The organism is Brachybacterium endophyticum, from assembly GCF_003130585.1.
Classification (GTDB): domain Bacteria; phylum Actinomycetota; class Actinomycetes; order Actinomycetales; family Dermabacteraceae; genus Brachybacterium; species Brachybacterium endophyticum.
This window is the reverse complement of record NZ_QFKX01000001.1, coordinates 582,135-607,936: the sequence shown is the minus strand read 5'-3', so window position 1 is coordinate 607,936 and position 25,802 is coordinate 582,135. Positions and strand designations below refer to the sequence as shown.

Here is a 25,802-nt window from a genome sequence, read left to right as displayed (position 1 = left end):
ATCGACGATGACACAGCTTCTCGACGTGGCGAACATGGCCCGCTGGATCCAGCGGGACGGCGCCCAGCACATCCTCACCACGATGACCGAGCGCCTCCAGGCGGACTTCGCCCGGTGGCAGAGCTTCGAGCGGATCCCCCGCATCGCGAGCCACACGCCCTTCGGCGTCATCGAGCTGATGCCGACGTCCGACGGGGTCACCTACTCCTTCAAGTACGTCAACGGCCATCCGTCCAATCCCGCGCGCGGGTTCCAGACCGTCACCGCGTTCGGCGTCCTGGCCGACGTCGACAACGGATACCCCGTGTTCCTCGCCGAGATGACGCTGCTGACGGCCCTGCGCACCGCCGCGGCCTCGGCGATGGCGGCGCGCGCCCTCGCCCGGCCGGACTCCCGCGTCCTCGCCCTGATCGGCGCGGGCTCGCAGTCGGAGTTCCAGGCCCTCGCCTTCCGCGGGGTGCTGGGCATCGAGGACCTGCGCGTGTTCGACATCGACCCGGAGGCCGTCGCGAAGGTGCGTCGCAACCTCGAGCCGCTCGGCTTCCGGATCCACGAGGCCGCATCGGCCGCGGAGGCGACCCTCGGCGCCGACGTCATCACCACCTGCACGGCCGACAAGGCGCAGAACCACGTGCTGGACCTGGCCGACGTGCAGCCGGGCGTGCACATCAACGCGATCGGCGGCGACTGCCCCGGCAAGACCGAGCTCGACCCCAGGATCCTCGAGGACGCCCGGGTGTTCGTCGAGTTCACCCCGCAGACCCGCATCGAGGGCGAGATCCAGCAGATGGCGGCCGACTTCCCCGTCACCGAGCTGTGGGAGGTGCTCACGGGCAGCGCCGCGGCTCGCACGTCGGCCGAGGAGATCACGGTGTTCGACTCGGTGGGCTTCGCGATCTCCGACTTCTCGGCGCTGTGCTGCGCGAGGGAGGCCACGGGCGGCACGGAGCTGGTCTCGGACGTGGACCTGGTCGCCTCGCCAGAAGACCCCAAGGATCTGTTCTCGCTGGTCACCAGCCTGGCGCCGATCGGACCCCGATGAGCGCGCAGGCACCGTCCCGCGCGATCCTGGTGCGTCCGCACCATTTCACGGCGAACCCGGAGACAGCTCTCGACAACGCCTTCGAGGACATCGCCGGGGTGGGGGGTATCCCTCCGCGGGTGCTCGCCGCCCGGGCGCGGCGCGAGGTCACGGAGCTGGCCGGCGCGCTGCGGGCGATCGGCGTCGAGGTCGACGTCTTCGACGACGACGGCGCCACCACGCCCGACAGCGTCTTCCCCAACAACTGGCTGAGCACGCATCCCGACGGCACCCTGGCCCTGTTCCCGATGTACGCCCCGAGCCGGCGCGCCGAGCGCCGCCGCGACATCGTCGACCACGTGCTGTCGCGCTTCCGGGTGCGCCGGGTCGTGGACTACTCCTGCGGGGAGCACGACGACCGCTTCCTCGAGGGCACCGGGGCGATGGTCCTGGACCACGTGAACCGCCTGGCCTTCGCCTGCCGCTCCCGGCGCCTGAGCCCCGCCCTCCTCGAGGAGGTCTGCGCGGACCTCGGCTACGAGCCGCTGCTGTTCACCGCGACCGACACCGACGGCGTGCCCGTGTACCACACGAACGTGCTGATGAGCATCGGGACCGACCTCGCCGTGGTGGGCAGCGGGATGATCCGCGACCGGGCCGAGAGGGAGCGGGTGCTCGCGCGTCTGCGCGAGGGCGGGCGCACGGTCGTCGAGATCGACGAGTCCCAGGTGCGCTCCTTCCTCGGCAACTGCCTGGAGGTCGAGGGACGTGACGGGCACTGCCTGCTGATGTCGGCCACGGCCGAGGCGTCCCTGACCCCGGAGCAGCGGAGGGACATCGAGCGCTCGTGCCGGATCGTCGCGGTCCCGGTGCCGACGATCGAGACCGCCGGTGGATCGGTGCGCTGCATGATCGCGGGCGTGCACCTGGAGGCCGCCGAGGATCGGACGGCGGTTCGCGACACCCAGGACGCCCGCGTGCTCTCAGGCGCGTGAGCGCCAGAGCAGCCAGACGAAGTACGGGGCGCCGATCACGGCGACCACGAGTCCCGCGGGCATCTGGGCGGGGGCGATGAGGGTTCGGCCCAGCGTGTCCGCGACCGAGACCAGCAGCCCGCCCAGCAGCATCGCGAGCGGCACCGTACGGGCGTGACGAGAGCCCACCAGGCCCCGCGCCAGGTGCGGTGCCACCAGCCCGACGAAGCCGACGGTGCCGACGGCGACCACGCTGATCGAGGCGACCACGGCCGCCAGCACGATCACGGCCAGACGCACCCGCTCCAGCCGCACGCCGACGATCCTCGGGGAGTCCTCGTCCAGCGCCAGCAGATCGAGCTCGCGCGAGAGCCCCAGCACGAGCGGGACGGCGAGCACCAGCACGACGCCCACCACGGCGACGTCCGGCAGGGCACGCCCGTAGGTGGTGCCCGAGAGCCAGGTCAGCAGGCGCGGGGTGTCCCAGGGGTTGCTCGCCAGCAGCAGCAGCGCGGTCAGCGAGCTGAGGCCGAAGCCCATGCCGATGCCGACCAGCACGAGACGCTCCGGGCGGATCCCGCGTCGCCACGACAGCAGGTAGATGACCGCGAAGGTGACCAGGCCCGCCGCCACGGCGGCGCTGATCATCACCGGGCGGCTCGCCCCGGCCGCCCCGCCGAGGGTGAGGGCGGTGACCGCGCCGAGGCCCGCGCCGGCGGTGATGCCCAGGATGCCGGGCTCGGCCAGGGGGTTGCGCACCGTGGACTGGACCACGGTGCCGGCGAGCGCGAGGGCGGCGCCGCCCACGATCGCCGCGAGCACCCGGGGCAGCCGCTCGTCCAGGGCGAAGCGGATCGGTGCGGGGGCGCTGCCGGTGGCCCAGAGGACCAGGTCACCGGTGCGCAGCCAGAGGCTGCCCGCGAGCAGTCCGAGCAGGGCGGCGCCGATGAGGGCGAGGAGCGCTCCGCTGCCGACGGCGAGCGCCCTGCGGGAGGAGCGCGGCGGGGTGCGGGTCTGCGGCGGCTGCTCGGCGGGACCCGAGTCGCGCAGGCGTCGGGCGAGCACCACCATGATCACGGCCCCGACCATCGAGGTCGCGATGCCGGTCGGGATCTTCGCCGCGTCCTGCGCCCCCATCAGGGCCCGCAGCAGGGCGTCGGCCGTGATCACGGTGATCGCACCCAGCAACCCGGAGGCGGGAAGCAGCAGCAGGTGGCGGTGCAGACCCGGCAGCAGGGAGGCGAGCAGACGGGCCAGCACCGGCGCGCCCAGGCCCACGAAGCCGACGGGCCCGGCCACGGTCACGGCGATCGCCGTCAGCAGCACCGCGATCAGGACCCCGATCATCCGGGTGCGGCGCACGGAGATGCCGAGGGACGCGGCGGCGTCGTCGCCGAGCCCCAGCACGTCCAGGCGGCGTGCGAGGACCAGGGCGAGGGCGAGCAGCACGGCGATCACCGGCATCGCCCGCAGGGAGGCGTCGAGGTTCAGCTGCGCGAGGGATCCGCTCCCCCAGGCGAACAGCCCCGTGGTCTGGACCTGGAAGAGGATCAGCAGGGCGGAGGTCGCCGCCTGCAGGGCGAGCGCGACGGCGGAGCCCGCGAGCACGAGACGCGTGGTCGAGGTGCCCGACCCACCGGCGATCGTGAGGACGAGGGCGGCCGCGGCGAGTCCCCCGGCGAAGGCCACGGCCCCCGAGGCCCACAGCGGCACGGACAGCTCGAACGCCGCGACCAGGACCAGTGCGAGGTAGGAGCCGGAGGTGACCGCGAGCGTGTCCGGGGAGGCGAGCGCGTTGCGGGCCAGGGACTGCAGCACGGCACCGGCCACGCCGAGGGCGAAGCCCACGGCGACGCCTGCGAGCAGGCGCGGGAGGCGCGAGGCGGAGAGGATCGCGGAGACGGGGACCTCGGCGCGGGGGTCCTCGTGGCCGAGCGCGGCGCCCAGCAGGTCCCCCAGGCCGACGCCCGAGGTGCCCTGGGTGAGGTGCCAGGCGCCCACCAGGACGAGCACGGCCACGAGCAGCACCAGCCCGACCCCGCCGGAGGCGAGGGCGCGGGGCCCCACCCGGCGTGGGGTGCGGGCAGGCGCCTCCGTGACCCCGGCGTCGGTCCGGGAGCGCGTCGTCGCCGCGCTCACGCGGCGATCACTTCTGGGTGAGCGCGTCGACGTACGCGTCGACGGCCTGCTCGGACGACTTCGGTCCGCCGAACGTCCAGATGCTCGAGGGGAAGGCGTGCGTGCGCTTCTCCTTGACGGCGGGCAGCGAGGTCCAGATGTCGTTCTTGGTCAGCTCGGTGGCGTAGTTGCCGTTGGGGTCGTCGGTCGAGGTGTAGAAGAGCTCCGCGTCGCCGACCTTGCTGAGGCCCTCGATGTCCGTCTGGCCGAGGCCGTAGATCGGGTCGGTGCTGCCCTTCCAGGCGTTCTGCAGGCCGAGCTCCTCGCCCAGCGCGCTGAACAGGGCACCCTTGCCGAAGGGGCGGATGGTCACGTTGCCGCCCTCGACCCAGCCGTCGAAGTAGACGAACTTCTTGGTGGGGAGGTCGGCCGCCTCGACCTCGCTCTTCGCCTGCGCGAGATGCTCGTCGAAGTCCTCGAGCACGGCGTCGGCCCGGTCGCTGCGCCCGGTGACCTCACCGATCGTGGAGAACAGGGACTTCATCGTGCCGATGGGGTCCTTCGCGTCCGCGCCCTGGGTGGCGAGCACCGGGACGCCGCGCTTCTCGAGCTGTCCGATGATCTCGTCGTCCTTGCTCGAGGCCTCGACGATGATGAGGTCGGGGTCGGTGCCGTAGAGCGTGTCCATGTCGGGCTTGCCGCGCTCGCCCACGTCGGTCACGCCCTCGGGGAGCTTCTCGGCGGTGTCCCAGGTGGAGAACCCCTCGGTGTCCGATGCCCCGACGGGCGTCACGCACAGGCTGAGGAGGTCCTCGGTCTGCTGCCACTCGAGGACGGCGACGCGCTTCGCGGGCTCGTCGAGCTTCACCGTGCGCCCGAAGTCATCCGTCACCTCGACGGGGCCGGACGAGGTCTTCGTGGAGTCCTCGGCGCAGTCCTTCGAGACGGCGGAGGAGTCGGAGGACTTCTCCCCCGAGCCGCCGACGTCGGTGGTCCCGCAGGCACCGAGGGAGACCGCGGTCAGGGTCAGGGTGAGGGTGACGACGAGACGGCGCAGAGCGGTGGCGGTCATGGTTCTCCGGGGGATCGACAGGGATGGGTCGGGTGCGTCGGAGGGTGTGTCGGGGTGGTTCAGGAGTAGGTCGAGCAGGGTTCAGGACGATCGGCGATCGGCGACCTTGACGCGATGGCGCCCGCTCCAGGGGTCTTTGCTGACCTCGATCGGGATCTCGTAGACGGCGCTGAGGTGCTCGTCGGTCAGCACCTCGTCCACGGTGCCGGCGGCGTGGACCTCGCCGTGCTCGAGCAGCACGACACGGTCGGCGATGCGCGCGGCCTGACCGAGGTCGTGCAGGACCACGCCGATCGCGGTGCCGTGCTCGCGGGCGAGCTCCCTCACCAGGTCGAGGGTCTCGATCTGGTAGCGGAGATCCAAGTGGTTGGTGGGCTCGTCCAGGAGCACGATGCCGGTGTCCTGTGCGAGGCACGAGGCGAGCCAGACGCGCTGCACCTCGCCGCCCGAGAGCTCGCTGATCCCGCGGTGCGCGAACCCGGCGGTGCCGGTGAGCTCGAGCGCGCGGTCGATCGCGGCGTGGTCGTCCTCGCTCAGCGCGGCGAAGCGGCGCCGGTGGGGGTGGCGCCCGAAGGCGACGACCTCCCGGACGGTGAGCCCCTGCGGGAGACCACGGCTCTGGGAGAACAGGGTGAGCGCGCAGGCGAACTCGCGCGCGCCCATCAGGGACGTCTCGCGCTCGGCGATCCGCACGCTCCCGCTGCCCAGCGGGTGCAGGCGGGAGACGGCGCGCAGCACGGTCGACTTGCCGCTGCCGTTGGGTCCGAGCAGGACGGTGACCTCGCCGGGGCGGATCTGCAGATCGACCCCGTGGACCACCGCGGTGCGGCCGTAGCGCAGCACGAGGGCGCGGGCGTCGAGCTCGTGCACCGGTCCACGGAAGCTCGCGAACGGGGATCCCGTGGCGGACTCCTGCTCGGCGAGGTCGATGCTCATGAAGGAGAGCCTAACCTTCCGGACAGTTCGCCCCTAGTCCGGAACGCTGTGCCGTGGCTCACAGCGCCTGCGGTGCCGCTCCCGGGCGGGCGGTTCCCCGGGCCGCTCTCAGTACGCGCCGCCGGCCTCCACGAGCTCGGCCGCGCGCTGCTCGAGATCCATCGACGCGACGCCGTCGAGCATGTGCAGGGCGAAGTCCTGGCTGAAGCGCTCGAACAGCAGGGTGCCGCGCACCGAGTTGCCGTGCAGGTCCAGCTGAGGGGCGTAGGTGGCGATCCCGCAGCGAGAGGGAAGGGCGGCGATGATGCCACCGCCCACGCCGGACTTCGCGGGCAGCCCGACGTCGCTGACCCAGTCGCCCGCGTTGTCGTACATCCCGCAGGTGAGCATCACCGAGAGGGTCTTGCGGGCGGCGACCCGCGAGAACACCTCCTCGCCGGTCAGCGGGTTGGTGCCACCTGCGGCGAGGGTCGCGGCCATCACCGCCAGGTCGGTGACGGTGGCCGTCACCGCGCAGCCCTCGATGTACCCGGCGACCACCTCGTGGGCCTCCTCCGTCATCGATCCCGCCGCCCGCAGCATGTAGGCGAGCGCGAGGTTGCGGTCGGCCGCCTCGAGCTCCTCGCGACGGGTCTGCTCGTGCAGCTCGAGGGGATGACCGGCGGCGGCGTGCAGGACCGACCGCAGCCGCTGCGAGCGCTCCTCCTGGGTGGGGCCGAGCATCGCGTGGGTGCGGATCGCCCCGATGTTCACCAGGGGGTTCTTGGGCTTCTTCGTCCAGGCATCGAGGCTGAGGGCGTTGAACTGCTCGCCCGTGGGCTCCTCGTCGACGATCGAGTCGACGTACTCGAGGCCGTGCAGGTCGATCCCGGCACCGTACGCGAAGGCCTTGGAGATCGACTGGATCGGGAAGGGCCGGTCCGTCCCCGCGGTCAGGACCTCCCCCTCGGCCGAGCACAGGGCGATGCCCAGGTGCTCTTCCCGGGCCCCGGAGGAGCGCGAGAGGTCCGGGATGTCCCCGTCCACGGGAGCGGCGGCGAGGGCTGTCAGCTGACGCTCGAAGTAGGTGCTCAGTGCGCTGGTCACACCAGCGACCGTACCCGCTGCGGTCATAATGGGCCGATCAGCCACGAGGCCCCGCCGGCCCGAGAAAGGGATCCGATGACCGCTGCCGTCCCCACCCCGCTCCCCGCGCCCCAGCGCCTGATCGTCCTGGGCGCCTCGGGCGACCTCACCCGGCGCCTGCTGCTGCCCGGCCTCGGGTCCTTGCTCGCCCAGCAGGGCGAGCGGAGAATCTCCCTGACCGGCGCCGACCGTCGGGAGCTCACGCCGAAGGTCTGGAGCTCGCGCGTCCAGGACGCGCTGCGGGAGGGCGGCGCCAGCAGCGAGCGTTCCGCGCAGATCGCACAGACCTCCGACTACCGCACCCTCGACCTGCTCGACGAGGCGCAGCTGCGGGACCTGATGGCGACGGTCGACGGGCCGACGGTGCTGTACTTCGCGCTGCCCCCGTCGATCACCCGCTCGGTGTGCCAGATCCTCGCGCGCATCGGGCTGCCCCACCAGGTGCGGCTCGCGCTCGAGAAGCCCTTCGGCGAGGACGAGGCGTCGGCGAGGGAGCTGAACACGCTGCTCGAGGACCTGGTGGAGGACTCCTCGCGCGTGTTCCGCGTCGACCACTTCCTGGGCACCGCGCCGGTGCTGAGGCTGCTGCCGCTGCGGACGGCGAACCCGCTGCTGCGCGGGGTGTGGGACGCCCGCCAGGTGGAGAGCATCGACGTGGTCTACGACGAGTCCCTCACCCTCGAGGGGCGGGCGGGCTACTACGACCGCGCGGGCGCCCTGCGCGACATGGTCCAGAGCCACCTGCTGATCACGCTGGCGCTGCTGGCGATGGAGGAGCCCGCGGACCTCGGCGCGCAGGCCGTGCACGACGCCCAGCTCGCGGCGCTGCGGGCGGTGCGACCGTTCACCGGCGACCCCGGCACCAGCTCCCGCCGGGCCCGCTACACCGCGGGGAGCATCGGCGAGCGCACGGTGCCCGACTACCTCGCCGAGGACGGCGTCGAGGCCGCGAACGACACCGAGACGCTGGCCGCGGTGACCGTCGAGGTCGACACGCCCCGGTGGCGGGGCGTGCCCTTCACCCTGCGCTCGGGGAAGGCCCTCGCGCGGAACCGCTTCGAGACCGTGGTGAGGTTCCGCCCGGTGGGCGACGGCCCCGCGGACCGCCTGGTGATCGACCTCGACACCCAGGAGATCGCCCTACGCCTCGCCACCGGCGGCACCGACTGGCGCGGCACCGGGCCCCTCGAGCTCCGCGGCGAGGACCAGGCGGTGCACCTGTGGCCCTACGGCCAGGTGCTGCAGGCTGTCTTCGACGGCGACGAGGCGCTCGGAGTGCGCGGCGACGTGGCCGAGCAGATGTGGCGGATCTGCGAGCCGATCCTTGCCGCCTGGCAGCAGGGCAGGACCCCGATGGACACCTACCCGGCCGGGTCCGAGGGGCCGACGGGCTGGGAGCAGGAGACCGCCGTTCACTCCTCCTGAGCGAGCGCCTCCTCCAGCAGCTCGCGGTCGCCGGGCTGCAGCGGCTGCGCGTGCTCGGGCCGGGGGCTGGAGGGCCGACGGGTCACGTGCACGGGGACCTCGGTGAGCCCGAGGCGCAGCGCGACGGCGAGCCGATGGTTCCCGTCCAGGGTCGCGAACTCCTCGGCGACGGCGAGATCGAGCGGGATGCGGATCCCGTGGAGGCGGGCGTCGGCCTCGAGGGCGTCGAGATGGGCGGCGGTGTCCCGGTGCGGCGAGCCCACCTGCTCGCGGTCCACCGCGCGATAGCGGACGAGGAGCTCGGTGGACAGCAGCACGGCGGGACGCGCACGTCCGGAGCGCCGCTCCATCCTGATCTGCCCGGGGCGCTCGGGATCCGGCGCGACCTCCCCGAAGCCGCAGTGCTCGTAGAGCCGGCGCGCGGCGGCGTTCTGCTCCATCACGTGCAGCCGCAGCCGCACGCCGGGCAGGTGCTCCTCGGCCCAGTCGATGCAGGCGTCGACGAGCGCCCTGCCGGCGCCGCTGCCGCGGGTCTCGGGGGCGACCCAGACGGAGTGGATGCTCGCCGGCTCCCCGGCCGTCGCGGAGGGGACGATGCGGGCGAGGCCGAGGGGTTCCGGTGCGCCCTCGGGGGTGACGAGGAGGCAGGCGCCGTCCGCGAGGAATCGGTCCCAGTACTGCGGGTCCTGCGCCTCCTGGACGAGGACGTCCTCGGCCTGCGTCCGGAACGCCTCGAAGCTCTCGCGCAGAGTGCGCAGCCGCAGACGTCGCACCAGCTCGCGATCCGCGGGGACCGCGAGACGGGTGCTCGGGACACTCATCGCGAAGCGGGCTCCTCGACCGTCTCGGGCTCCGGCTCCGGCTCCTCCGCCCGGTCGGTCCCCGTCAGCCGTCCGAGGCCCGCCATCAGGTGGTAGATGACGAGCGCGGCGAGGGTGCCGAGCGCGATGCCGGTGAGCTGGATGCCGCCGAAGGTCCAGGTGACGTTCGCGATCCCGACCACGAGGGCCACGCCCGCCGTGATCTGGTTCTTGGGGCGGGAGAAGTCCACGCGGCCGTCGACCCACATGCGCACGCCCACGATGCCGATCAGTCCGTAGAGCACGAAGGTGACGCCGCCCAGCACGCCGGGCGGGACGGTGTTGATGAGCGCCCCGATCTTCGGGGAGAGGGAGAGCAGGATCGCGACGATCCCGGCGACCCAGTAGGCGGCGGTCGAGTAGACCTTCGTCGCCGACATGACGCCGATGTTCTCGCCGTAGGTGGTGGTCGGCGAGCCGCCGAAGACGGCGGAGAGCGCGGTGGCGATGCCGTCGGAAGCGAGGGTGCGCCCGACCATGTGGTCGAGGTTCCGCGCCGTCATCAGGCCGACGCTGGTCACGTGCCCCACGTTCTCGGCGAGCAGCACCACGATCACCGGCAGGAACATCGGCAGCAGCGAGAGGTCGAAGCTGGGGTGGTGGAACTGCGGCAGGCCCAGCCAGGGCGCCTCGCGCACCGCGTCGAAGTGGACCTCGTCGCGGGCCACGGCGACCAGGTAGCCGACGATCACGCCCAGCAGCACGGAGACGCGACCGAGGATCCCCTTGAACAGGGCCGTGCACAGCACCACCGCGAACAGGGTGATCGTCGCGGTGACGGCGGACTTCTGGAAGTTCCCGTAGGCGGTCGGCGCGAGGTTGAAGCCGATCAGGGCGACGATCGACCCCATCACCACCGGCGGCATCAGCAGCCCGATCCAGCGGGTGCCGACGGCCTGCACGAGCAGGCCGAGCAGGGCCATGGCGATCCCGATGATCAGGACCCCGCCGAGCGCGGCCGACATCGACCCGGCCTGGGTGGAGGCCGTGATGGGGGCGATGAACGCGAAGGAGGAGCCCAGGTAGCTGGGCACCCGGTTGCGGGTGATGGTCAGGAACAGCAGGGTGCCGATGCCGCTGAACAGCAGGGTGGTCGAGGGCGGGAAGCCGGTCAGCAGCGGGACCAGGAAGGTCGCGCCGAACATGGCCACCACGTGCTGGGCGCCGATGCCGATCGTCAGCGGCCAGGCCAGGCGCTCCTCGGGGCGCACGATCGCGCCGGGCGCGACGGTGCGGCCGTCGCCGTGCAGGGACCACAGCGGCATGCGGACTCCAGGGGGTGTGAGGGACGGACTGGACGGGCCCGGGCTCAGCCGGGGAAGACCTTGATCCGGGCACGCTCCTCGGAGACGTCGGGGATCAGCTCCGGGGAGGCCGAGGTGCCCGGCGTGTTGCGGGTGCGGAAGTCGGCGAACATGCGCCCGAGGTCCGGGGCGCCGTAGTCGTCGCGCACCGGGGCGGGGACGGTGAGCATGAGCGCGGCCGCCACGCCGATCGCGAGGGCGACGCCGCCCGTCATCAGTCCGGCGCCGGCACCGGTGGCCAGCGAGTTCACGATCACGTCGAGGAAGCCGACCACGAGCATGACCACGCCCGCGATGACCGCGCTGGAGCGGGCGACGTCGGCCGGACGCTCGAGCAGGCAGCGCCGGGCGAACAGCGAGATCGCCACGAAGCAGGCGGAGACCACGAGGTCCATGACGTGGATGACCGGACCGCCCAGGCCCGCTCCCCCGATCGCCGCGACGGCGGCCAGCAGGTTCCACACCATCGCGGCCACGTGCACGACCACGCTGAACTCGAAGGCCCGCACCGCGTACAGGATCCAGTCCACGCGGTGGAAGCTCAGCGGCATGGTGCGCACGAACGAGCGCGAGACCATCACGCCCCAGGCGGCGAACACGAAGGGCAGGTACACGAAGTCGGTGGCGAAGGAAGTGGGCGCCGCGAACTCCAGACGCAGGGAGGCGTCGGCGATCGCGAGCACCACGAGCCCCGAGGCGGCGGCCGCGGTGAACACGAACCAGGAGCGGTCCCGGCGCAGGGCCGCACCGATCAGCAGCACCAGCACCAGCGCGGAGACCAGGGCCGAGGCGAAGGTCAGCAGCGAGTAGGCCCAGCCGGTGGTGAACACGCGGCCCACCAGCATCACCAGCGAGAAGGCGAAGGCGAGCGCCGCGAGCAGCGCGATCACCGCGAGCACCGTGCGGGAGCGGCGCCGGGCGAGCGCGGAGGGCAGGTATCCCTCGTGGGCCCGCGGTTCGATGCCGACGATGACCCCGGCCAGCAGCAGGCAGACGCCCGCGCCGAGCCCCACCGGCGGACCCTCGGGCAGGGGCGCGAACAGCACGGGGAGCGAGAGCACCAGATCGGTGACGACGGTGCCCACAGCGATCACCAGCACGGGCGCGAGCCCGGCCACGCGCACGGTGCGCACGAGCTGCAGGTGCGGGGTCGCGGGCAGCCAGCGCAGCACGTGCACGACGACCAGCACCAGCAGGGCGAGCCCCACGCCGATGCGGCCGATCACGTCCAGGGGCACGAACCCGGCGTGGGTGTAGGTCGTGGACATCGCCGCGACCAGGCAGACGAAGGCGGTGACGTCGCGCAGGGCGTCGAAGGCGCCGAGGTCGGCGAAACGAGCGGGGATGGAGGCGCCGCGGCCGGGCGCGTCCTGCGCGTTGGGCGTCGTGCCCGAGCGGGCGTAGGAGGGCGATCCGTGCACCGGGGCGGGGGCGTCCTCGCCGTGCGGGGCGATCTCGCCGGCGTCGTCGCCCTCGCGGTCCCAGTCGGCGCCGATCTCCTCGCCGTCCTCGTCGAGGGCGGGCAGGGCGCCGGTGCGCGTGTTCCGGAGGTCCCGCTGGTCCCGCTGGTCCCTCACCGGCCGGCGGTGGCGGGGCCTCTCCTCGCGCTCGGCGGCGAGCAGCTCGACCTCCTCGCGGCTGGGCAGCTTCTCGGTCGACGCGGTGCCGGGGTCGGCTGCGAAGATCCAGTCGTCGTCCCCGCTGCGCGAGCTGCGGCGGTGGCCTGCCATCCGGTCCTCCCTGCGTTCCGGTCCCTCCGGTCGCGCGCCGGTCGGCACGTCGGCCGGAGCCCTGACAGGCAGAGTCTAGGCGGGGCGGCGTCGCCGGGGAGCGGGGCGCGCCGTCGGCCGGTGCGATGCCGACGTGGCCGTGGTCGCACGCGGCTGCGCGAGCGCGCGGGCCCGGGGCTCTCGCCACTACCCTGGACGGCATGCCCGCACCCGAGATCGCGCTGACCGAACGCTTCCAGTCCGCCTTCGCCGAGGCCTTCGGCCCCGAGTACCGCGACGCGGATCCGATCATCCGTCCCTCGCAGTTCGCCGACTTCCAGTGCAACGCCGCGATGGGCCTGGCCAAGCGCCTGGGTGCGAAGCCCCGCGACATCGCCCAGCGCATCGTCGAGGCGGTGGACCTGGAGGACGTGGCCGAGCCGCTCGAGGTCGCCGGTCCCGGGTTCCTGAACATCCGTCTGCGCCGCGACTGGATCGCCGCCCAGGTCGCAGGGATCGCCGAGCCGTCCGCGCAGCTGGGCCTGACCGATCCGGAGCACGCCGACACCGTGGTGATCGACTACTCGGCGCCGAACGTCGCCAAGGAGATGCACGTCGGCCACCTGCGCACCACGGTGATCGGGGACGCGCTCGCCCGTTCGCTCGAGAAGCTCGGCCACACGGTCGTGCGCCAGAACCACATCGGGGACTGGGGGACGCCCTTCGGCATGCTCATCGAGCACCTGCTGGACGTGGGCGAGGACAGCGACGAGGCGAAGCTCCTGGAGAGCGACCCGAACGCCTTCTACCAGCACGCCCGCGCGAAGTTCGACGGCGACGAGGCGTTCGCGGACCGCGCCCGCCGGCGCGTGGTCACCCTGCAGGCCGGGGACGAGCAGACCCTCGTCATCTGGACCCGCCTGGTGGAGCTGTCCAAGCAGTACTTCCATCGCATCTACGACATGCTCGACGTGACCCTCACCGACGACGACCTCGCCGGCGAGTCCACGTACAACGACCAGCTCCCGATCGTCACCAAGCAGCTCGAGGCCGACGGCCTGGCCCGGATCTCCGACGGCGCGCTGTGCGTGTTCCCCGAGGGCTTCCTCGGGCGCGACGAGAAGCCGCTGCCGCTGATCATCCGCAAGTCCGACGGCGGCTACGGCTACGGCACGACGGATCTCGCGGCGATCCGCCACCGCATCGAGGACCTGGGCGCCGACCGCATCGCGTACGTGATCGGCACGGCCCAGGAGCTGCACATGACGATGGTCTTCGAGACCGCACGGGAGGCGGGCTGGCTGACCGACGCCGTCGAGGCGACCCACGTGAAGGTCGGCTCCGTGCTCGGCGAGGACGGCAAGATCCTGCGCACCCGTTCGGGTGAGTCGCTGCGCCTGATGGCCCTGCTCACCGAGGCCGTCGAGAAGGCCCGCACGGTGATCGACGAGCTCCGCCCCGACCTGCCCGAGGGCGAGCGCGCGCAGATCGCGCGCGACGTCGGCATCGGCGGCGTGAAGTACGCGGACCTCTCGACCGCGCACGACTCCGACTACGTCTTCGACCTCGACCGGATGCTCGCGCTGACGGGCAACACCGCCCCGTACCTGCAGTACGCGGTGGCGCGGATCCGTTCGATCTCGCGCCGTGCGCAGGAGCAGGGCGTCGTCGCGGACGCGGCGCCGCTGGTGGACAACGACGCCGAGCGCGCCCTCGCCCTGCAGCTGCTGCAGTTCGCGCCGACGCTCGAGCAGGTCGGCGCCGCCTACGAGCCCCACCGCCTGTGCGCCTACCTCTTCGCCCTCGCCCAGGACTTCACGTCCTTCTACGACGCCTCCCCGATCCTCAAGGAGTCGGATTCGCAGGTGCGCGCGGGCCGTCTGGCCCTCGCGCAGCTCGCCGAGCGGGTGCTCGTCGAGGGCCTGGACGCGCTCGGGGTGCGCGCGCCGCAGCGGATGTGACGACGGGGCGCGGCACGACCGCCCCGTCCCGCCATCCGGACATGTCCGGACCCATCCGCCGCCCGTGACCCAACCGTGCCCGGTCGTGACCTAACCGTGTCCTGCCGTGCCGTGGAACGCCCTGGTCGTACCGGGTGGAGCCTCCGTAGCCTGGACGAGTGGTGAGAAGCCGGAAGACGCACGCGGCCGCATGGGCGGCCTACGCCGTGATGGCGTGCGTCCACATGGCGGCCCTCGCGGCGAACCTTCCCGGCCTCGCCCTGGCCACCAAGGCGTTGATCGCTCCGCTACTGATCGTGGTGGTTCTGAGCGCCCTCCCGCGGCGCCAGCCCACCGCCCGGTGGCTGACCCTCGCGCTGGTCCTCGCCTTCCTCAACGACGTGGTCCCGGGCTTCACGCCCTGGTCCCACGGACTGGATCCGCTGCTGTTCATGCTGGCGCTCGCGGTCTACGCGATTACCCTCGCCCCGCACTGGGTGCGGGAGCTCGACGGCCTGCACCTGCTGCTGGCGATCCCCTACGGGGGCGTCGTGATCGGGCTGTTCCTGGCCTGCGCGGGCGGCGCGGGCCCGCTCCTGCCGCTCCTGGTCGTCTATGCGATCGTGCTGGCCGCGGTCGCGTTCCTCTCCGCCGGGGTGAATCCGCTGACCTGGATCGGCGGGACGCTGCTGCTGTTCTCGAGCTCCGTGCTGGGCATGTCGTGGTTCCTGCCCGGGGCGTGGATCCCGCAGTCCGACCTCTGGGTGATGGGCTCCTACCTCACCGGGCAGGCGCTCCTGGTCCTGGGCATCCTGCGCACCGTCTCGGCGCGCCGCTGGGCCCCGGAGCCCGCCGGGGCCTCGCTGGTCATCGTCGAGGGCTGAGCGCCGTCGCGATCGCCGCGCGCTGCTCGCCGAGCAGCCGCCCCATCTCCTCGCCGCCGCGCAGCCCCGAGAGCAGGGCCAGTCGGCCGTGGACCTCCCGGTAGGCGACCTCCGGCCCCGCCTCCTCGAGCTGCAGGCGCAGGACCCGCGCGTCGGTGAGGAAGATGTCGGAGGTGCCGACGCTCAGGTGCATCGGCGGCAGCTCGTGCAGGTGCGCGTTCACGGGCGAGAGGTCCGGGTCGTCCAGCGGTGTGCGCCCCGCATAGGCCTGCGCGGCGACGCCGAGCATCCGCCGCTCCTGCGGGAAGTCCTTGCGGCCGGTCTCGGTCATGCCGGTGTTGGCGAGCTCGAGATCGGCCCACGGCGACATCATCACCACCAGCGAGGGCGCGGGCACGTCCTTCAGCGGACCGTGCCCGTCGCGGATCCGGCGGACCAGGGCGAGCGCGAGCCCGGCACCCGCGTTGTGCGCCGAGAGCACCCACGGGGCATCGCCGAGCACACCGCTGCGGGAGAGCTCGACCAGCACCGCCTCGACGTCCTCGAGGGCGACGGGGTGCTGGTGGTCGGGGGCGGTGCGGTAGTCCACGAGCACACCGGCGCAGCGTCGCGCGTCGACCTGGTGGGAGAGCCAGGCCCAGTCGCCGGCGAAGGGGCCGGAGACGAAGGCTCCCCCGTGCAGGTGGACGATGACGCCCTCGGAGGCGTGGTGGCGGTCCAGCCAGACGCAGCGGGTGCGATCGACCATCTCGACGTCCACCGCGTGACGCTTGAGCACTCCCCCGCCGGGCATCGGCCGACGGGCCTCGCGCAGCGTGTGGGTGTAGAAGGCCTTGGGCAGCGGCAGCCGGCGCACCGTGCGCCCCGCCATCATCACGGCGTCGCGGATCCGACTCATCACGTCTCCTGTCCCTGTGGTCTCGTCGCCGGTGACGGCGACCTCTCCAGCCTAACGACTCCCGCCACCGGTAGCCTGCACGCCATGACCTCCCCCGCTGCGCGCTCCCCCCGCCCCGCCCTGCGCCCGACCGGCCCAGTGCTGGTCCTCACCGCGATGGACGAGGAGGCCTCCCCGCTCGTCGAGCGCCTGGTGGAGCCCCGGCGCGCGGACCTGCCGATGGCCGCTCCCGCGCACGCCTGGCGGGGCACCCTGGGCGGTCGCGACGTGGTGGTCGCGACCAGCGGGATCGGCGTCGCTGCCGCGAGCGCCGTCGCCACCTGGGGGATCATCAGCCATCAGCCGCGCCTGGTGATCAGCGCGGGCTCCGCGGGCGGCCTCGCCTCCGGGATCGGCGTGGGCACCCTGGTGATCGGCGAGAGCTTCACCTACTCGCTCGCCGACGCCACCGCCTTCGGCTACGCCCCGGGCCAGGTGCCCGGCGGCCCCGTGCGCTTCACCACGGATCCCCGTCTCGTCGAGATCGCTGAACGCGCGGGGACGGACTCGGCGGCCGGGCAGAGCGTGCGCCGCGGACTCATGCTCTCCGGCGACGCCTTCGTCACCGCCGAGATCGCCGACCCGCTGCGGGAGCGCTTCCCGGGGGCGCTGAGCGCCGACATGGAGTCCACCGCGATCGCCCAGACCTGTGCCTCGTGGGGCGTGCCGTTCCTGGCGATGCGCGCGATCTCGGACCTCTGCGGACCCGAGGCCGACGAGCAGTTCCACCTCGAGCTCGACGTGGTCGCCGAGACCTCGGCCCGCGCCGTCTGCCGCCTGCTCGAGGGTCTGGGCGAGGTCGAGGGCCTGGGCGAGGTCGAGGGGCGCGAGGCCTAGGGCACGAGGCCATCGGAGGCCTCCCCGGGCATGAGAAAGGCCCCCGGTCCGCTGCACGCGGGCCGGGGGCCTTGCTCGAGGGACCGGGCGTCGGCCGGTCCCGGGGTCAGCGACCGGAGGGGTTCTCCGGGGCGTCCGGATCCCCCGGCACGTCCGCAGCGTCCGCAGCCGCCTCGGAGCCGGAGCTCTTCGTGCCCTCTGCGCTCTTCCCCCCGTCGGCCTGTCGGCCGGAGGGGACGAGCTCGGGCTCGTCGTCCGCGTCCGAGGGCGCCTGGTGGGTGCGCAGCTGGAACACCTCGCCGTCGTGGATGTCGAGCCCGGCGGAGACCGAGTCGACCAGCACGGCGCGGGCCAGACGGTTCTGCAGCACCATCGGGTCGCGCGACATGTCCTTCCAGACCGAGATGCACAGCAGCAGCATGACGATCACGAAGGGCAGCGCGGAGACGATGGTGATGTTCTTCAGGCCGTTCAGCGCCTCCGCCGGGTCGTCGCCGCCCGCGAGCAGCATCACCGCCGCGACGGCGCCGGTGGCGACGCCCCAGAAGATGACCTGGAACTTGCGGGGCTCCTCGGCGCCGTTCTCGGCGAGGCCGCCCATCACGATCGAGGCGGAGTCCGCGCCGGTGACGAAGAAGATCGCCACCAGGACCACCGAGAGCACGACCAGGATGATGTACACCCAGTTGGGCACCGGCATGTTGCCGAGGAGGTCGAACAGCACGGTGTCGAAGTTGATGTCGTCACCGCTCTTGGCGAGCATGCCCGCCGAATTCTTCGCCTGCTCGGCCCGCTCCTGCAGGCCGATGGCGCCGCCGCCGAAGATCGCGAACCAGATGATCGAGATCGCGGAGGGGACCAGCAGCACGCCGGTCACGAACTGGCGCACGGTGCGCCCGCGGGAGATGCGGGCGATGAACAGGCCCACGAAGGGCGACCAGGAGATCCACCACGCCCAGTAGAAGACGGTCCAGGTGGACAGCCACGTCTGGACGTCACCGCCGCCGTTGGCGGAGGTGCGGGAGGCCATCGCCGGGAGGTCCTTGATGAACTCGCCGATGGTCGAGGGGATGATGTTCAGGATGAACAGCGTCGGCCCGCCGATGAAGACGATGACGGCGAGCAGCACCGCGAGCACCATGTTGATGTTCGAGAGCATCTGGATGCCCTTCTCGATGCCCGAGACGGCCGAGGCCACGAAGCAGGCGGTGAGAACGGCGATGATGATCACCAGGATCGGGCTGGTCACCTTGTCCATGAGGCCGGAGGCGGTGATGCCGCCGCCGATCTGCAGGGCGCCGAGGCCCAGGGAGCAGGCGGAGCCGAACAGGGTCGCGAGGATCGCGAGGATGTTGATGATCTTGCCGCCGACGCCGTTCACGGCGCGCTCGCCGAACAGGCCGGTGAACATCGAGGAGAACAGCTGGGAGCGGCCCAGGCGGAACGAGCCGTAGGCGACGCCCAGGCCGACGATCGCGTACATTGCCCACGGGTAGAGGGTCCAGTGGAACGCCGTCTGACCCATGGCGATCGCAGCGGCCTGCGCGGCCTCCGGCTCGACCGTGTTGGGCGGCGGGGAGAGGTAGAAGAAGAGCGGCTCGCCCACCCCGTAGAAGATCAGGCCGATGCCCATGCCGGTCGCGAACATCATCGCGATCCACGAGCTGGTCTTGAACTCCGGTTCCTCGTCGTCCTTGCCCAGGGGGATCGAGCCGAAGCGGCTGAAGGCGACGACGATGACGAAGATCGTGAAGACCGATCCGGCGATCACGAACAGCCAACCGAAGTTGGACATGGTGCCGTTCAGCATCTTGGTCGCCGTGCTGCCCAGTCCTGCGGGGCTGATGACGCCCCAGAGCACGAAGGCGACCGCGAGGACCGCGGCCGGGAAGAACACGAACTTGTCGAGTCCCTTCCGACGGGGCGGCGGGTTCTCGGCCGAGGCCTTGGCGGCATCGAGCTGCTCGAGGAGCTGATGGGTGTCGGTATCGCTGCTCATACGCGGGTCGCGGCGCGGGGGAACGCAGCCGCGCGTCCTTTCGTACTAAGGGGGTGAGGGACAAACGTACGATAGCCCGGGGGCGCGCTCGGGGCCCAGCCCCGCGGCCCCGATCAGCGGGCGGCCGTGTGCAGGATCTCCTCCCCCGCCGCGAGGGCGCCGAGGTTGCGGGTGATGCGCTCGTCGGCGCCGACGGGTCGTCCGCCGGCGCCGTGCGGGGTGATCAGCAGGCGCGGGGCGTCCCACAGCGGGTCCTCGGCCGGAAGCGGCTCCGGGTCGGTGACGTCGATGCCGGCCGATCCGATCCGGCCCTCCTCGAGCGCCTCCAGCAGAGCGGCCTGGTCGATGGTCGTCCCGCGACCCACGTTCAGCACGATCGCGTGGTCGGGCAGGGCCTCGAAGACCTCGCGGCCGAGCGCGCCCGTGCTCTGCTCGGAGGCCGGCAGGATGTCGATCAGCACGTCCGTCTCCGGGAGGGCGTCCAGGACGTCGTCGGCGGCGATCACCTCGAAGCCCGAGCGCTCGCCCGCGCTGCGGGCCACGCCGCGCACGTGGGCGCCGAGGGACTTCAGCACCGGGGCGAGCGTCTGGCCGATCTCGCCGAAGCCCCAGATCAGCACGCGCGCCTCGAGCAAGGTTGTGACCCGGCCCTGCGGGTGCAGCGGCTGCAGGCCCCCGAGCTCGTCGGACCACTCGTGGTGCTCCTGGGCGATGCGGGCCTCGGGGAGACGGCGCACCAGCGACAGCAGCAGCGCCAGAGCGTGCTCGGACACGGTGGCCGAGTGCAGGCCGGCGCCGGTCGCGATCGGCGCCTCGGGGGCGAAGCCCGCGGCGAGGATGCCGTCGACCCCGGCCGAGAGCGACTGCACCAGGCGCAGGTCGTGGAGGTTCTGGGCGGCGGAGGCGAGGTGACGCCGGGAGGCGCCCCAGACCACGAGCGCGGCGGCGTCGTGGTGCTCGGCGGGGATCTCCTCGCGGGCGTCGACGACGGCGGCCTCCCACCCCTCGGGAAGCGTCGGGTCGAGGTCCATGGTGTCGGGCAGCAGGATCTTCATGAGGACAGGCTAGGCGACGACTACCCTGGGGTCATGCGCATCGGCCCGGCCCTCCGCCCGCGCCGCGCCCCCTCCCTCCCCGGTCTCGCCGACCTCGCCCCACGCCGTATCCGCCGCAGGATCGGCCACGCCGCGCGCCAGGTCGCGACCCGCACCCCGCTCAGCGCCTCGGGCTTCCTGGGTGCGTCGATGGCCGGCTGGATCGCCACCTCCCCGAGCCTGCTGCCGCGCACCTGGTGGATGTGGGCGCTGAACTACGGGCTCTCCACCACCTACGGCTACGCCTCCGGGGTGGGGCTCGGTCGCGTCGGCCGGCTGCTGGTGCGCCGTCTCCCCCACCCGGCGGCGCGTCGGCCGCTCACCCCGCGAGGCCGCGAGGTCCTGCGCTGGGGCGGGGCGGCCGCGCTGACGGCGATCACGGCCTACTCGTGGACGCGCGGGGCGATGCGCCAGCGCGAGATCAGCGTCCTGGTGGAGCAGGAGCCGAAGAACCTCGCGACGCACGCGGTGGGGACGGCGGCAGGTCTGGGGATGTTCGCCGGGGCGCTGCTGGCCGTGCGCGCCGTGGGAACGACCGCGCGCCTGTACCGGGTGCTGCTGCGTCCCTATCTGCCGCCGCTCGGGGTGGGGGTCGGTTCCGTCGCGCTCACCGGTGCCACGCTCGCACTGGTCACGGACCGCCTGGTGCGCGGGACGCTGCTCGAGCGGATGATCGAGAAGGCCGAGGCCGCGAACCGGCTCCTCTCCCCCGACCTGCGTCGTCCCACCTCTGCCCTGGTCTCCGGCGGGCCCGGCTCGCTGGAGGCCTGGGAGGCCCTGGGCGCCGCGGGCCGACGGATCGTCTCGGCGGTCGCGAGCGAGCGGGCGATCTCCCGCGCGACGGAGGCGCCCGCGATCCCGCCCATCCGCGTCTACGCCGGCAAGCGCTCGGACCGCTCCCTCGAGCAGACCGTGCAGGCGGTGCTCGCCGAGCTGGACCGCACGCGGGCCTGGGAGCGCGAGGTGTTGGTGGTGTTCACCGGGACCGGGACCGGCTGGCTGCAGGAGTGGTCGCTGTCCTCGATCGAGTTCCTCACCGGGGGCGACTGCGCGACCGCGTCCCTGCAGTACTCGGCGTACTCGAGCGCGCTGAACTACGTCCTGGACCGGCGCACCCCGCAGCGTGCGGGCAGGCTGCTGTTCGAGGCCGTGCACGCGCGCCTGCAGGCGATGGACCCGGCGGAGCGTCCGCGCTTCTACGTCGCCGGGGAGTCGCTGGGGTCCTTCGCCGGGCAGGCGGCCTTCGACGACGTCGACCAGATGCTCGAGCGCGTGGACGGCGCGGTGTGGACCGGCACCCCCGGCTTCACCCCTCACTGGCGCGAGCTGACCTCGTCACGGCGGGCCGGGACCCCGGAGATCGCGCCCGTGGTGGACGAGGGCGAGCACATCCGCTTCGTCACCGAACCCGCCGACCTGCAGCGGCCCTTCCGCGGGATAGGCCCCGCCTTCGGGCCCTGGCGGGCGCCGCGCATCGCCTACGTCCAGCACGCCTCGGACCCGGTGGTGTGGTGGAAGCCGTCCCTGCTGGTGCGCAGGCCGGACTGGCTGCACGAACGGGCCGGGCGCGACGTCGCCGCGGCGGTGGGCTGGGCGCCCTGGATCACCTTCTGGCAGATCGCGGCCGACATGCCGCTGTCCGGCGAGGTCGCCGGAGGGCACGGCCACAGCTACCACGAGGAGCTCGTGCAGGTGTGGGCGGGCGTGCTGGGGATGGACCTCGAGGAGGACCGCTCGCGGATCGTGCGGGCGATCCGTCGGCGGATGGGTGTCGACTGAGGCTCGCGGGCTCGCGGGCTCAGTCCCCCGTCGCGACCTCGCGGTGCTCGTCCGCGCTCCACTGCGACCACGAGCCGGGGAACAGCCGTGCGCCGGTGATGCCCGCCCGTTCGAGGGCGAGCAGGTCGTGGGTCGCTGTGACGCCGGAGCCGCAGTAGACGATCACGTCCTCGCTCTCCTCGACGCCGACGGCGGCATACCTCTCGCGCAGCGCCGACGGGGAGAGGAAGCGGCCGTTCTCGTCGACGTTGCCCGCGAAGGGGACGTTGACCGCCCCGGGCACGTGGCCGGGGCGGGCTCCCTTGGGCTCCCACTCGCCGCGGAAGCGATCGGCGGCGCGGGCGTCGACGACGCTGGCGCCCTCGGCCGACCCGGCCACGGCGACCTCGTCGGCGGTGGCGATCGCGTCGCTCGCCCAGCGACGCGGGGTGAACGTGGCGGGCGCGGGCTGCGGATCCTCGGCCGACAGATCGCCGCCGTCGTCGGTCCAGGTGGCGAGCCCGCCGTCGAGCAGAGCGGCCTCGACGTCGAGGGCGCGCAGCATCCACACCAGGCGCGAGCCCTGGGAGCCGTCCGTGTCGTCGAGGACGAGCACCGTGTCCCCGTCCCCGATTCCGGCGCGGGACAGCGCGGCGGCGAAGTCATCGGGCTCCGGCAGCGGGTGTCGGCCGGCGCCCTGCCGGGCAGGGGCCGCCAGCTCGGTGTCGAGGTCGATGTACACCGAGCCGGGCACGTGCCCGGCGAGGTAGGTGGAGCGGTCCTTCGAGCCGTCGAGCGCCCAGCGCACCTCGGCGACGCGCACGTCGGGGCGCTCGCGCAGGGCGCGGAAGCGGTCGATGTCGATGACCGGGGGCAGGGTGAGCGACGGAGCCATGGCGCCACTGTACGGGCGCGCATCCTGTCAGACTGGGCAGCATGAAGATCGCATTCCTGGGCACCGGACGGATGGGCACGGAGCTGGCCCTGCAGCTGATCGGGGCGGGCCACGAGCTGACGGCGTGGAACCGCACCCGCGAGCGCACCGAGCGCGTCGCCGAGGCGGGCGCGGAAGTCGCAGGCTCCCCGGGCGCCGCCGTCGATGGTGCCGAGCTGATCGTCACAAGCCTGTTCGGACCGGACACCGTGCGCGAGGTCGTCACCGGCCCGGGCCTGGTCCCCGACGGCGTCACCTGGGTGGACACCACCACCGTCTCCCCTGCCTACGCCGACGAGTTCGCCGCGGCGGTCGACTCCTACGTCGCCGCGCCGGTCGTCGGCACCCTCGGCCCGGCCCGGAACGGGTCCCTCGGGGTGTACGTCGGCACGCACGACGCGGAGCGTCGCGCACAGGTCGCCGAGCTCGTCGCCCCCTGGGCCGACCCGGACCGTCTCCAGCAGGTGGACTCGGCCCGCGCGGCCGCGACCGGCAAGCTGCTGGCGAACCTGGCCCTCGCGGTGAGCGCACAGGGCCTCCGGGAGGCACTCGCCCTGGGTGATGCCTGCGGCGTCACGCCCGAGCAGACCCTCGACATGCTGGGGTCCACGGGCCTGGCGTTCATCGCCGGGATGAAGGGGCCGTTCGTGCGCGGCGAGCGCAGCACCGACGGCGGCGACTTCACGGTCGACGCGATCGCGAAGGACGCCCGGCTCATGCTCGACACCGTCGGCGGCGACCTGCCGGCGCTGCACGCGGCCCTGGGCTCCCTCGAGGGCCAGCAGCACGCCGGCCGCGGCGATCACGACTTCTCGGCGATGCTGGTGCCGGGCGAGCAGGACGGACAGGGCGAGCAGGACGGATGAGCGCGCCTCAGCGCAGCTCCTCCACGACGCCGCGCCCTGCCTGACGGCCCGAGAACAGGCAGCCGCCCAGGAACGTGCCCTCGAGCGCGGAGTTCCCGTGGTAGCCGCCCCCGCCGAAGCCGGAGGCCTCGCCCGCCGCGAACAGCCCGTCGAAGCCGCCGGCACCGGCCGACGGGGCCCTCTGCACGCGCCCCTCGAGGTCCGTCTCCAGCCCGCCGAGGGTCTTGCGCAGCAGGACGTGCAGGCGCACGGCGATCAGCGGCCCGGCGGACTCGTCGAGCAGCCGGTGGGGTGAGGCGGTGCGGATCAGCCGGTCCCCGAGGTAGCGACGGGCCCCGCGGATCGCGGTCATCTGGGTGTCCTTGGAGAAGCGGTTGACGACCTCGGCGTCGCGGGCACGGATCTGCGTCTCGAGCCGCTCGGCGTCCACGAGGTCCTCGCCGACCAGGGCGTTCATCCGCCCCACCAGGCCGGCCACGTCGCTGGCCTGGACGAAGTCCTCGCCGCGGTCGAGGAAGGCCTGCACCGGGGCGGGCGCACCGGGGCGGACCCGCCCCAGGACGCCGCGCAGGTCCTTCCCGGTGAGGTCGGGGTTCTGCTCGCTGCCCGAGAGCACGAACTCCTTCTCGATGATCTTGCGGGTGAGCACGAACCAGGAGTGGTCGTGGCCGCGCTCGCGCAGGATCCGCAGGGTGCCGGTGGTGTCGAACCCCGGGAAGGCGGGAGCGGGCAGGCGCTCCCCGCGCGCGTCGACCCACAGCGAGGAGGGACCGGGCAGGATCCGGATCCCGTGGTTCTCCCACACCGGATCCCAGTTGCGCAGACCCTCGGTGTAGTGCCACATGCGGTCGGTGTTGATCCAGTGGGCGCCGGCCTCGCGCGCCATCACCATCCCCGCGCCGTCGACGCTCGCGGGCACGCCGTGGACCACGTCGGCCGGCATCCGGCCGAGTCTCTGCGGCCACACCTCGCGCACCAGGTCGGGGTTCCCGCCGATGCCGCCGGTCGCGAGCAGCACCGCCCCGGCCGACGCCTCGAAGTCCCCCGTGACCTCGCGCGTCGAGGCCACGCCGCGGGGCGTCGGATCGGGCGCGAGGACGTGCCCGCGCACGCCGATGACGCGGCCGCCCTCGATCACGAGCTCCTCGACGGCATGGCGCAGCAGCACCCGGATGCGGCCCGCCGCGCGGTGCTCGGCGAGGCGGCGCAGGAAGGGGTCGAGGACCCCGGGGCCGGTGCCCCAGGTGATGTGGAAGCGCGGCACCGAGTTGCCGTGCCCCTCGGCCGTGCCGTCGCCGCGCTCGGCCCAGCCCACCACGGGGAAGAACCGCACGCCCCGTTCGTGCAGCCAGGCCCGCTTCTCCCCCGCGGCGAAGCGCAGGTAGGCCTCGGCCCAGGCGCGGGGCCAGTGGTCCTCCGGACGTTCGAAGCGCGCCGAGCCCATCCAGTCCTGACGGGCGAGCGCGAGGGAGTCGCGGATCCCGAGTCGCCGCTGCTCCGGGGAGTCGACGAGGAACAGGCCGCCGAAGCTCCAGTGCGCCTGACCGCCCAGGTCCTGCTCGCCCTCGCGCTCGATCAGCAGCACGCTGCGGCCGGCATCGGCGATCTCGCAGGCGGCGACGATCCCCGCGAGGCCCGCGCCGACGACGATCGCGTCGGCGGCGGTGGTCCCGTCGCTGCGCTGCGCCCCTGCGCTCATCGGACCTCCATCCGTCCCACCCGGGTCAGCGGGTCGTCCTGGTTCGCCCCCGACATGGTCGCGCTGCGCTGGCGGTTCTTGCTTCCCGCATGGTGGTCGAAGGCCTGGAGGTTGCCGACGTGGATGTCGGTCTCGCGCTCGTAGGTGAAGCGCTTGTCCTTGTTGCGGTAGTAGCGGTAGATGCCGCCGTAGATCGCGCCGAACACCGCCGGGCCGACGACGAAGGGCAGGGCGAGCGCGAACAGTCCGCCCTCGCTGCTGCCGCCGTCGGCCAGCAGGACCTGTGCCGCCAGGACGCTCTCCATGCGCG

Annotated in this window: 21 protein-coding genes; 8 read left to right on the top strand and 13 right to left on the bottom strand. The window is 72.9% G+C overall.

The window, feature by feature from the left end; translation table 11 throughout:
* The first annotated feature begins 7 nt into the window (after positions 1-7).
* On the top strand, positions 8-1,042 hold the full coding sequence (locus DEO23_RS02630; protein WP_109274429.1) for an ornithine cyclodeaminase: 1,035 nt from the start codon (positions 8-10) through the stop codon (positions 1,040-1,042).
* Positions 1,039-2,016, top strand: coding sequence for a citrulline utilization hydrolase CtlX (ctlX, locus tag DEO23_RS02625; protein ID WP_109274428.1), 978 nt, complete (start codon positions 1,039-1,041; stop codon positions 2,014-2,016). Before DEO23_RS02630 ends, ctlX begins: the two co-directional genes overlap by 4 nt.
* Here the strand turns inward: ctlX and DEO23_RS02620 are convergent.
* From DEO23_RS02620 to glsA, 4 genes are all read right to left on the bottom strand, one after another.
* Positions 2,005-4,134: an iron ABC transporter permease gene (locus tag DEO23_RS02620; protein WP_109274427.1), complete on the bottom strand. Its 2,130-nt coding sequence runs from the start codon at positions 4,132-4,134 to the stop codon at positions 2,005-2,007. The two genes, ctlX and DEO23_RS02620, sit on opposite strands and share 12 nt — an antisense overlap.
* 7 nt (positions 4,135-4,141) lie before the next feature.
* Positions 4,142-5,185 carry an ABC transporter substrate-binding protein gene (locus tag DEO23_RS02615; protein WP_109274426.1) on the bottom strand — a complete coding sequence of 348 codons (1,044 nt, stop codon included), beginning with the start codon at positions 5,183-5,185 and terminating at the stop codon, positions 4,142-4,144.
* Positions 5,186-5,266: 81 nt separating this feature from the next.
* Positions 5,267-6,121 carry an ABC transporter ATP-binding protein gene (locus DEO23_RS02610; RefSeq protein ID WP_109274425.1) on the bottom strand — a complete coding sequence of 285 codons (855 nt, stop codon included), beginning with the start codon at positions 6,119-6,121 and terminating at the stop codon, positions 5,267-5,269.
* A 108-nt stretch (positions 6,122-6,229) separates the two neighbouring features.
* Entirely contained in the window at positions 6,230-7,207 is a 978-nt protein-coding gene (glsA, locus tag DEO23_RS02605; RefSeq protein ID WP_240613174.1) for a glutaminase A, read from the bottom strand.
* 75 nt (positions 7,208-7,282) lie between these two features.
* Between glsA and DEO23_RS02600 the strand changes: the two genes are divergently transcribed.
* Positions 7,283-8,671 (top strand): glucose-6-phosphate dehydrogenase, encoded by a 1,389-nt coding sequence (locus DEO23_RS02600; RefSeq protein WP_109274423.1) that lies wholly within the window; start codon positions 7,283-7,285, stop codon positions 8,669-8,671.
* Here DEO23_RS02600 and DEO23_RS02595 read toward each other — a convergent pair.
* Genes DEO23_RS02595 through DEO23_RS02585 form a run of 3 tightly spaced genes read right to left on the bottom strand, consistent with a single transcriptional unit; the run spans position 8,659 to position 12,565 of the window.
* Positions 8,659-9,492 carry a GNAT family N-acetyltransferase gene (locus DEO23_RS02595; RefSeq protein ID WP_109274422.1) on the bottom strand — a complete coding sequence of 278 codons (834 nt, stop codon included), beginning with the start codon at positions 9,490-9,492 and terminating at the stop codon, positions 8,659-8,661. The genes DEO23_RS02600 and DEO23_RS02595 overlap by 13 nt on opposite strands.
* The gene (locus DEO23_RS02590; protein WP_109274421.1) at positions 9,489-10,796 is read right to left on the bottom strand and encodes a uracil-xanthine permease family protein; all 1,308 of its coding nucleotides are present in this window, start codon (positions 10,794-10,796) and stop codon (positions 9,489-9,491) included. Before DEO23_RS02590 ends, DEO23_RS02595 begins: the two co-directional genes overlap by 4 nt.
* A gap of 44 nt (positions 10,797-10,840) precedes the next feature.
* Positions 10,841-12,565, bottom strand: a complete 1,725-nt coding sequence (locus DEO23_RS02585; protein ID WP_109274420.1) for a DUF7937 domain-containing protein — start codon at positions 12,563-12,565, stop codon at positions 10,841-10,843.
* 200 nt (positions 12,566-12,765) lie between these two features.
* On the opposite strand from DEO23_RS02585, the gene argS reads away from it, so the two are divergent.
* Together argS and DEO23_RS02575 are read left to right on the top strand one after the other, a co-directional pair.
* Positions 12,766-14,505, top strand: coding sequence for an arginine--tRNA ligase (gene argS / locus DEO23_RS02580; RefSeq protein ID WP_109274419.1), 1,740 nt, complete (start codon positions 12,766-12,768; stop codon positions 14,503-14,505).
* Between the two features lie 161 nt (positions 14,506-14,666).
* The gene (locus tag DEO23_RS02575; protein WP_240613173.1) at positions 14,667-15,368 is read left to right on the top strand and encodes a lysoplasmalogenase family protein; all 702 of its coding nucleotides are present in this window, start codon (positions 14,667-14,669) and stop codon (positions 15,366-15,368) included.
* Here DEO23_RS02575 and DEO23_RS02570 read toward each other — a convergent pair.
* Positions 15,352-16,266: an alpha/beta hydrolase fold domain-containing protein gene (locus DEO23_RS02570; protein ID WP_109274417.1), complete on the bottom strand. Its 915-nt coding sequence runs from the start codon at positions 16,264-16,266 to the stop codon at positions 15,352-15,354. The two genes, DEO23_RS02575 and DEO23_RS02570, sit on opposite strands and share 17 nt — an antisense overlap.
* Positions 16,267-16,350: 84 nt before the next feature.
* Between DEO23_RS02570 and mtnN the strand changes: the two genes are divergently transcribed.
* Positions 16,351-17,142: a 5'-methylthioadenosine/S-adenosylhomocysteine nucleosidase gene (gene mtnN, locus DEO23_RS02565; protein ID WP_109274416.1), complete on the top strand. Its 792-nt coding sequence runs from the start codon at positions 16,351-16,353 to the stop codon at positions 17,140-17,142.
* Positions 17,143-17,248: 106 nt separating this feature from the next.
* On the opposite strand, the gene DEO23_RS02560 is transcribed toward mtnN, so the two are convergent.
* Together DEO23_RS02560 and DEO23_RS02555 are read right to left on the bottom strand one after the other, a co-directional pair.
* Positions 17,249-19,141 (bottom strand): BCCT family transporter, encoded by a 1,893-nt coding sequence (locus DEO23_RS02560; RefSeq protein ID WP_109274415.1) that lies wholly within the window; start codon positions 19,139-19,141, stop codon positions 17,249-17,251.
* Positions 19,142-19,254: 113 nt separating this feature from the next.
* The gene (locus DEO23_RS02555; protein WP_109274414.1) at positions 19,255-20,196 is read right to left on the bottom strand and encodes a phosphoglycerate dehydrogenase; all 942 of its coding nucleotides are present in this window, start codon (positions 20,194-20,196) and stop codon (positions 19,255-19,257) included.
* 33 nt (positions 20,197-20,229) lie between these two features.
* Between DEO23_RS02555 and DEO23_RS02550 the strand changes: the two genes are divergently transcribed.
* Positions 20,230-22,014, top strand: coding sequence for an alpha/beta hydrolase (locus DEO23_RS02550; RefSeq protein WP_109274413.1), 1,785 nt, complete (start codon positions 20,230-20,232; stop codon positions 22,012-22,014).
* Positions 22,015-22,033: 19 nt separating this feature from the next.
* Here the strand turns inward: DEO23_RS02550 and DEO23_RS02545 are convergent, their stop codons facing one another.
* Positions 22,034-22,888 (bottom strand): sulfurtransferase, encoded by an 855-nt coding sequence (locus DEO23_RS02545; RefSeq protein ID WP_109274412.1) that lies wholly within the window; start codon positions 22,886-22,888, stop codon positions 22,034-22,036.
* 41 nt (positions 22,889-22,929) lie between these two features.
* On the opposite strand from DEO23_RS02545, the gene DEO23_RS02540 reads away from it, so the two are divergent.
* Positions 22,930-23,793 carry an NAD(P)-dependent oxidoreductase gene (locus tag DEO23_RS02540; protein ID WP_109274411.1) on the top strand — a complete coding sequence of 288 codons (864 nt, stop codon included), beginning with the start codon at positions 22,930-22,932 and terminating at the stop codon, positions 23,791-23,793.
* 7 nt (positions 23,794-23,800) lie between these two features.
* Here the strand turns inward: DEO23_RS02540 and DEO23_RS02535 are convergent, their stop codons facing one another.
* Positions 23,801-25,492 (bottom strand): FAD-binding dehydrogenase, encoded by a 1,692-nt coding sequence (locus DEO23_RS02535; RefSeq protein WP_109274410.1) that lies wholly within the window; start codon positions 25,490-25,492, stop codon positions 23,801-23,803.
* Positions 25,489-25,797 (bottom strand): hypothetical protein, encoded by a 309-nt coding sequence (locus DEO23_RS02530; RefSeq protein WP_109274409.1) that lies wholly within the window; start codon positions 25,795-25,797, stop codon positions 25,489-25,491. The genes DEO23_RS02535 and DEO23_RS02530 overlap by 4 nt, the downstream gene beginning before the upstream one ends.
* Positions 25,798-25,802: the final 5 nt, after the last annotated feature.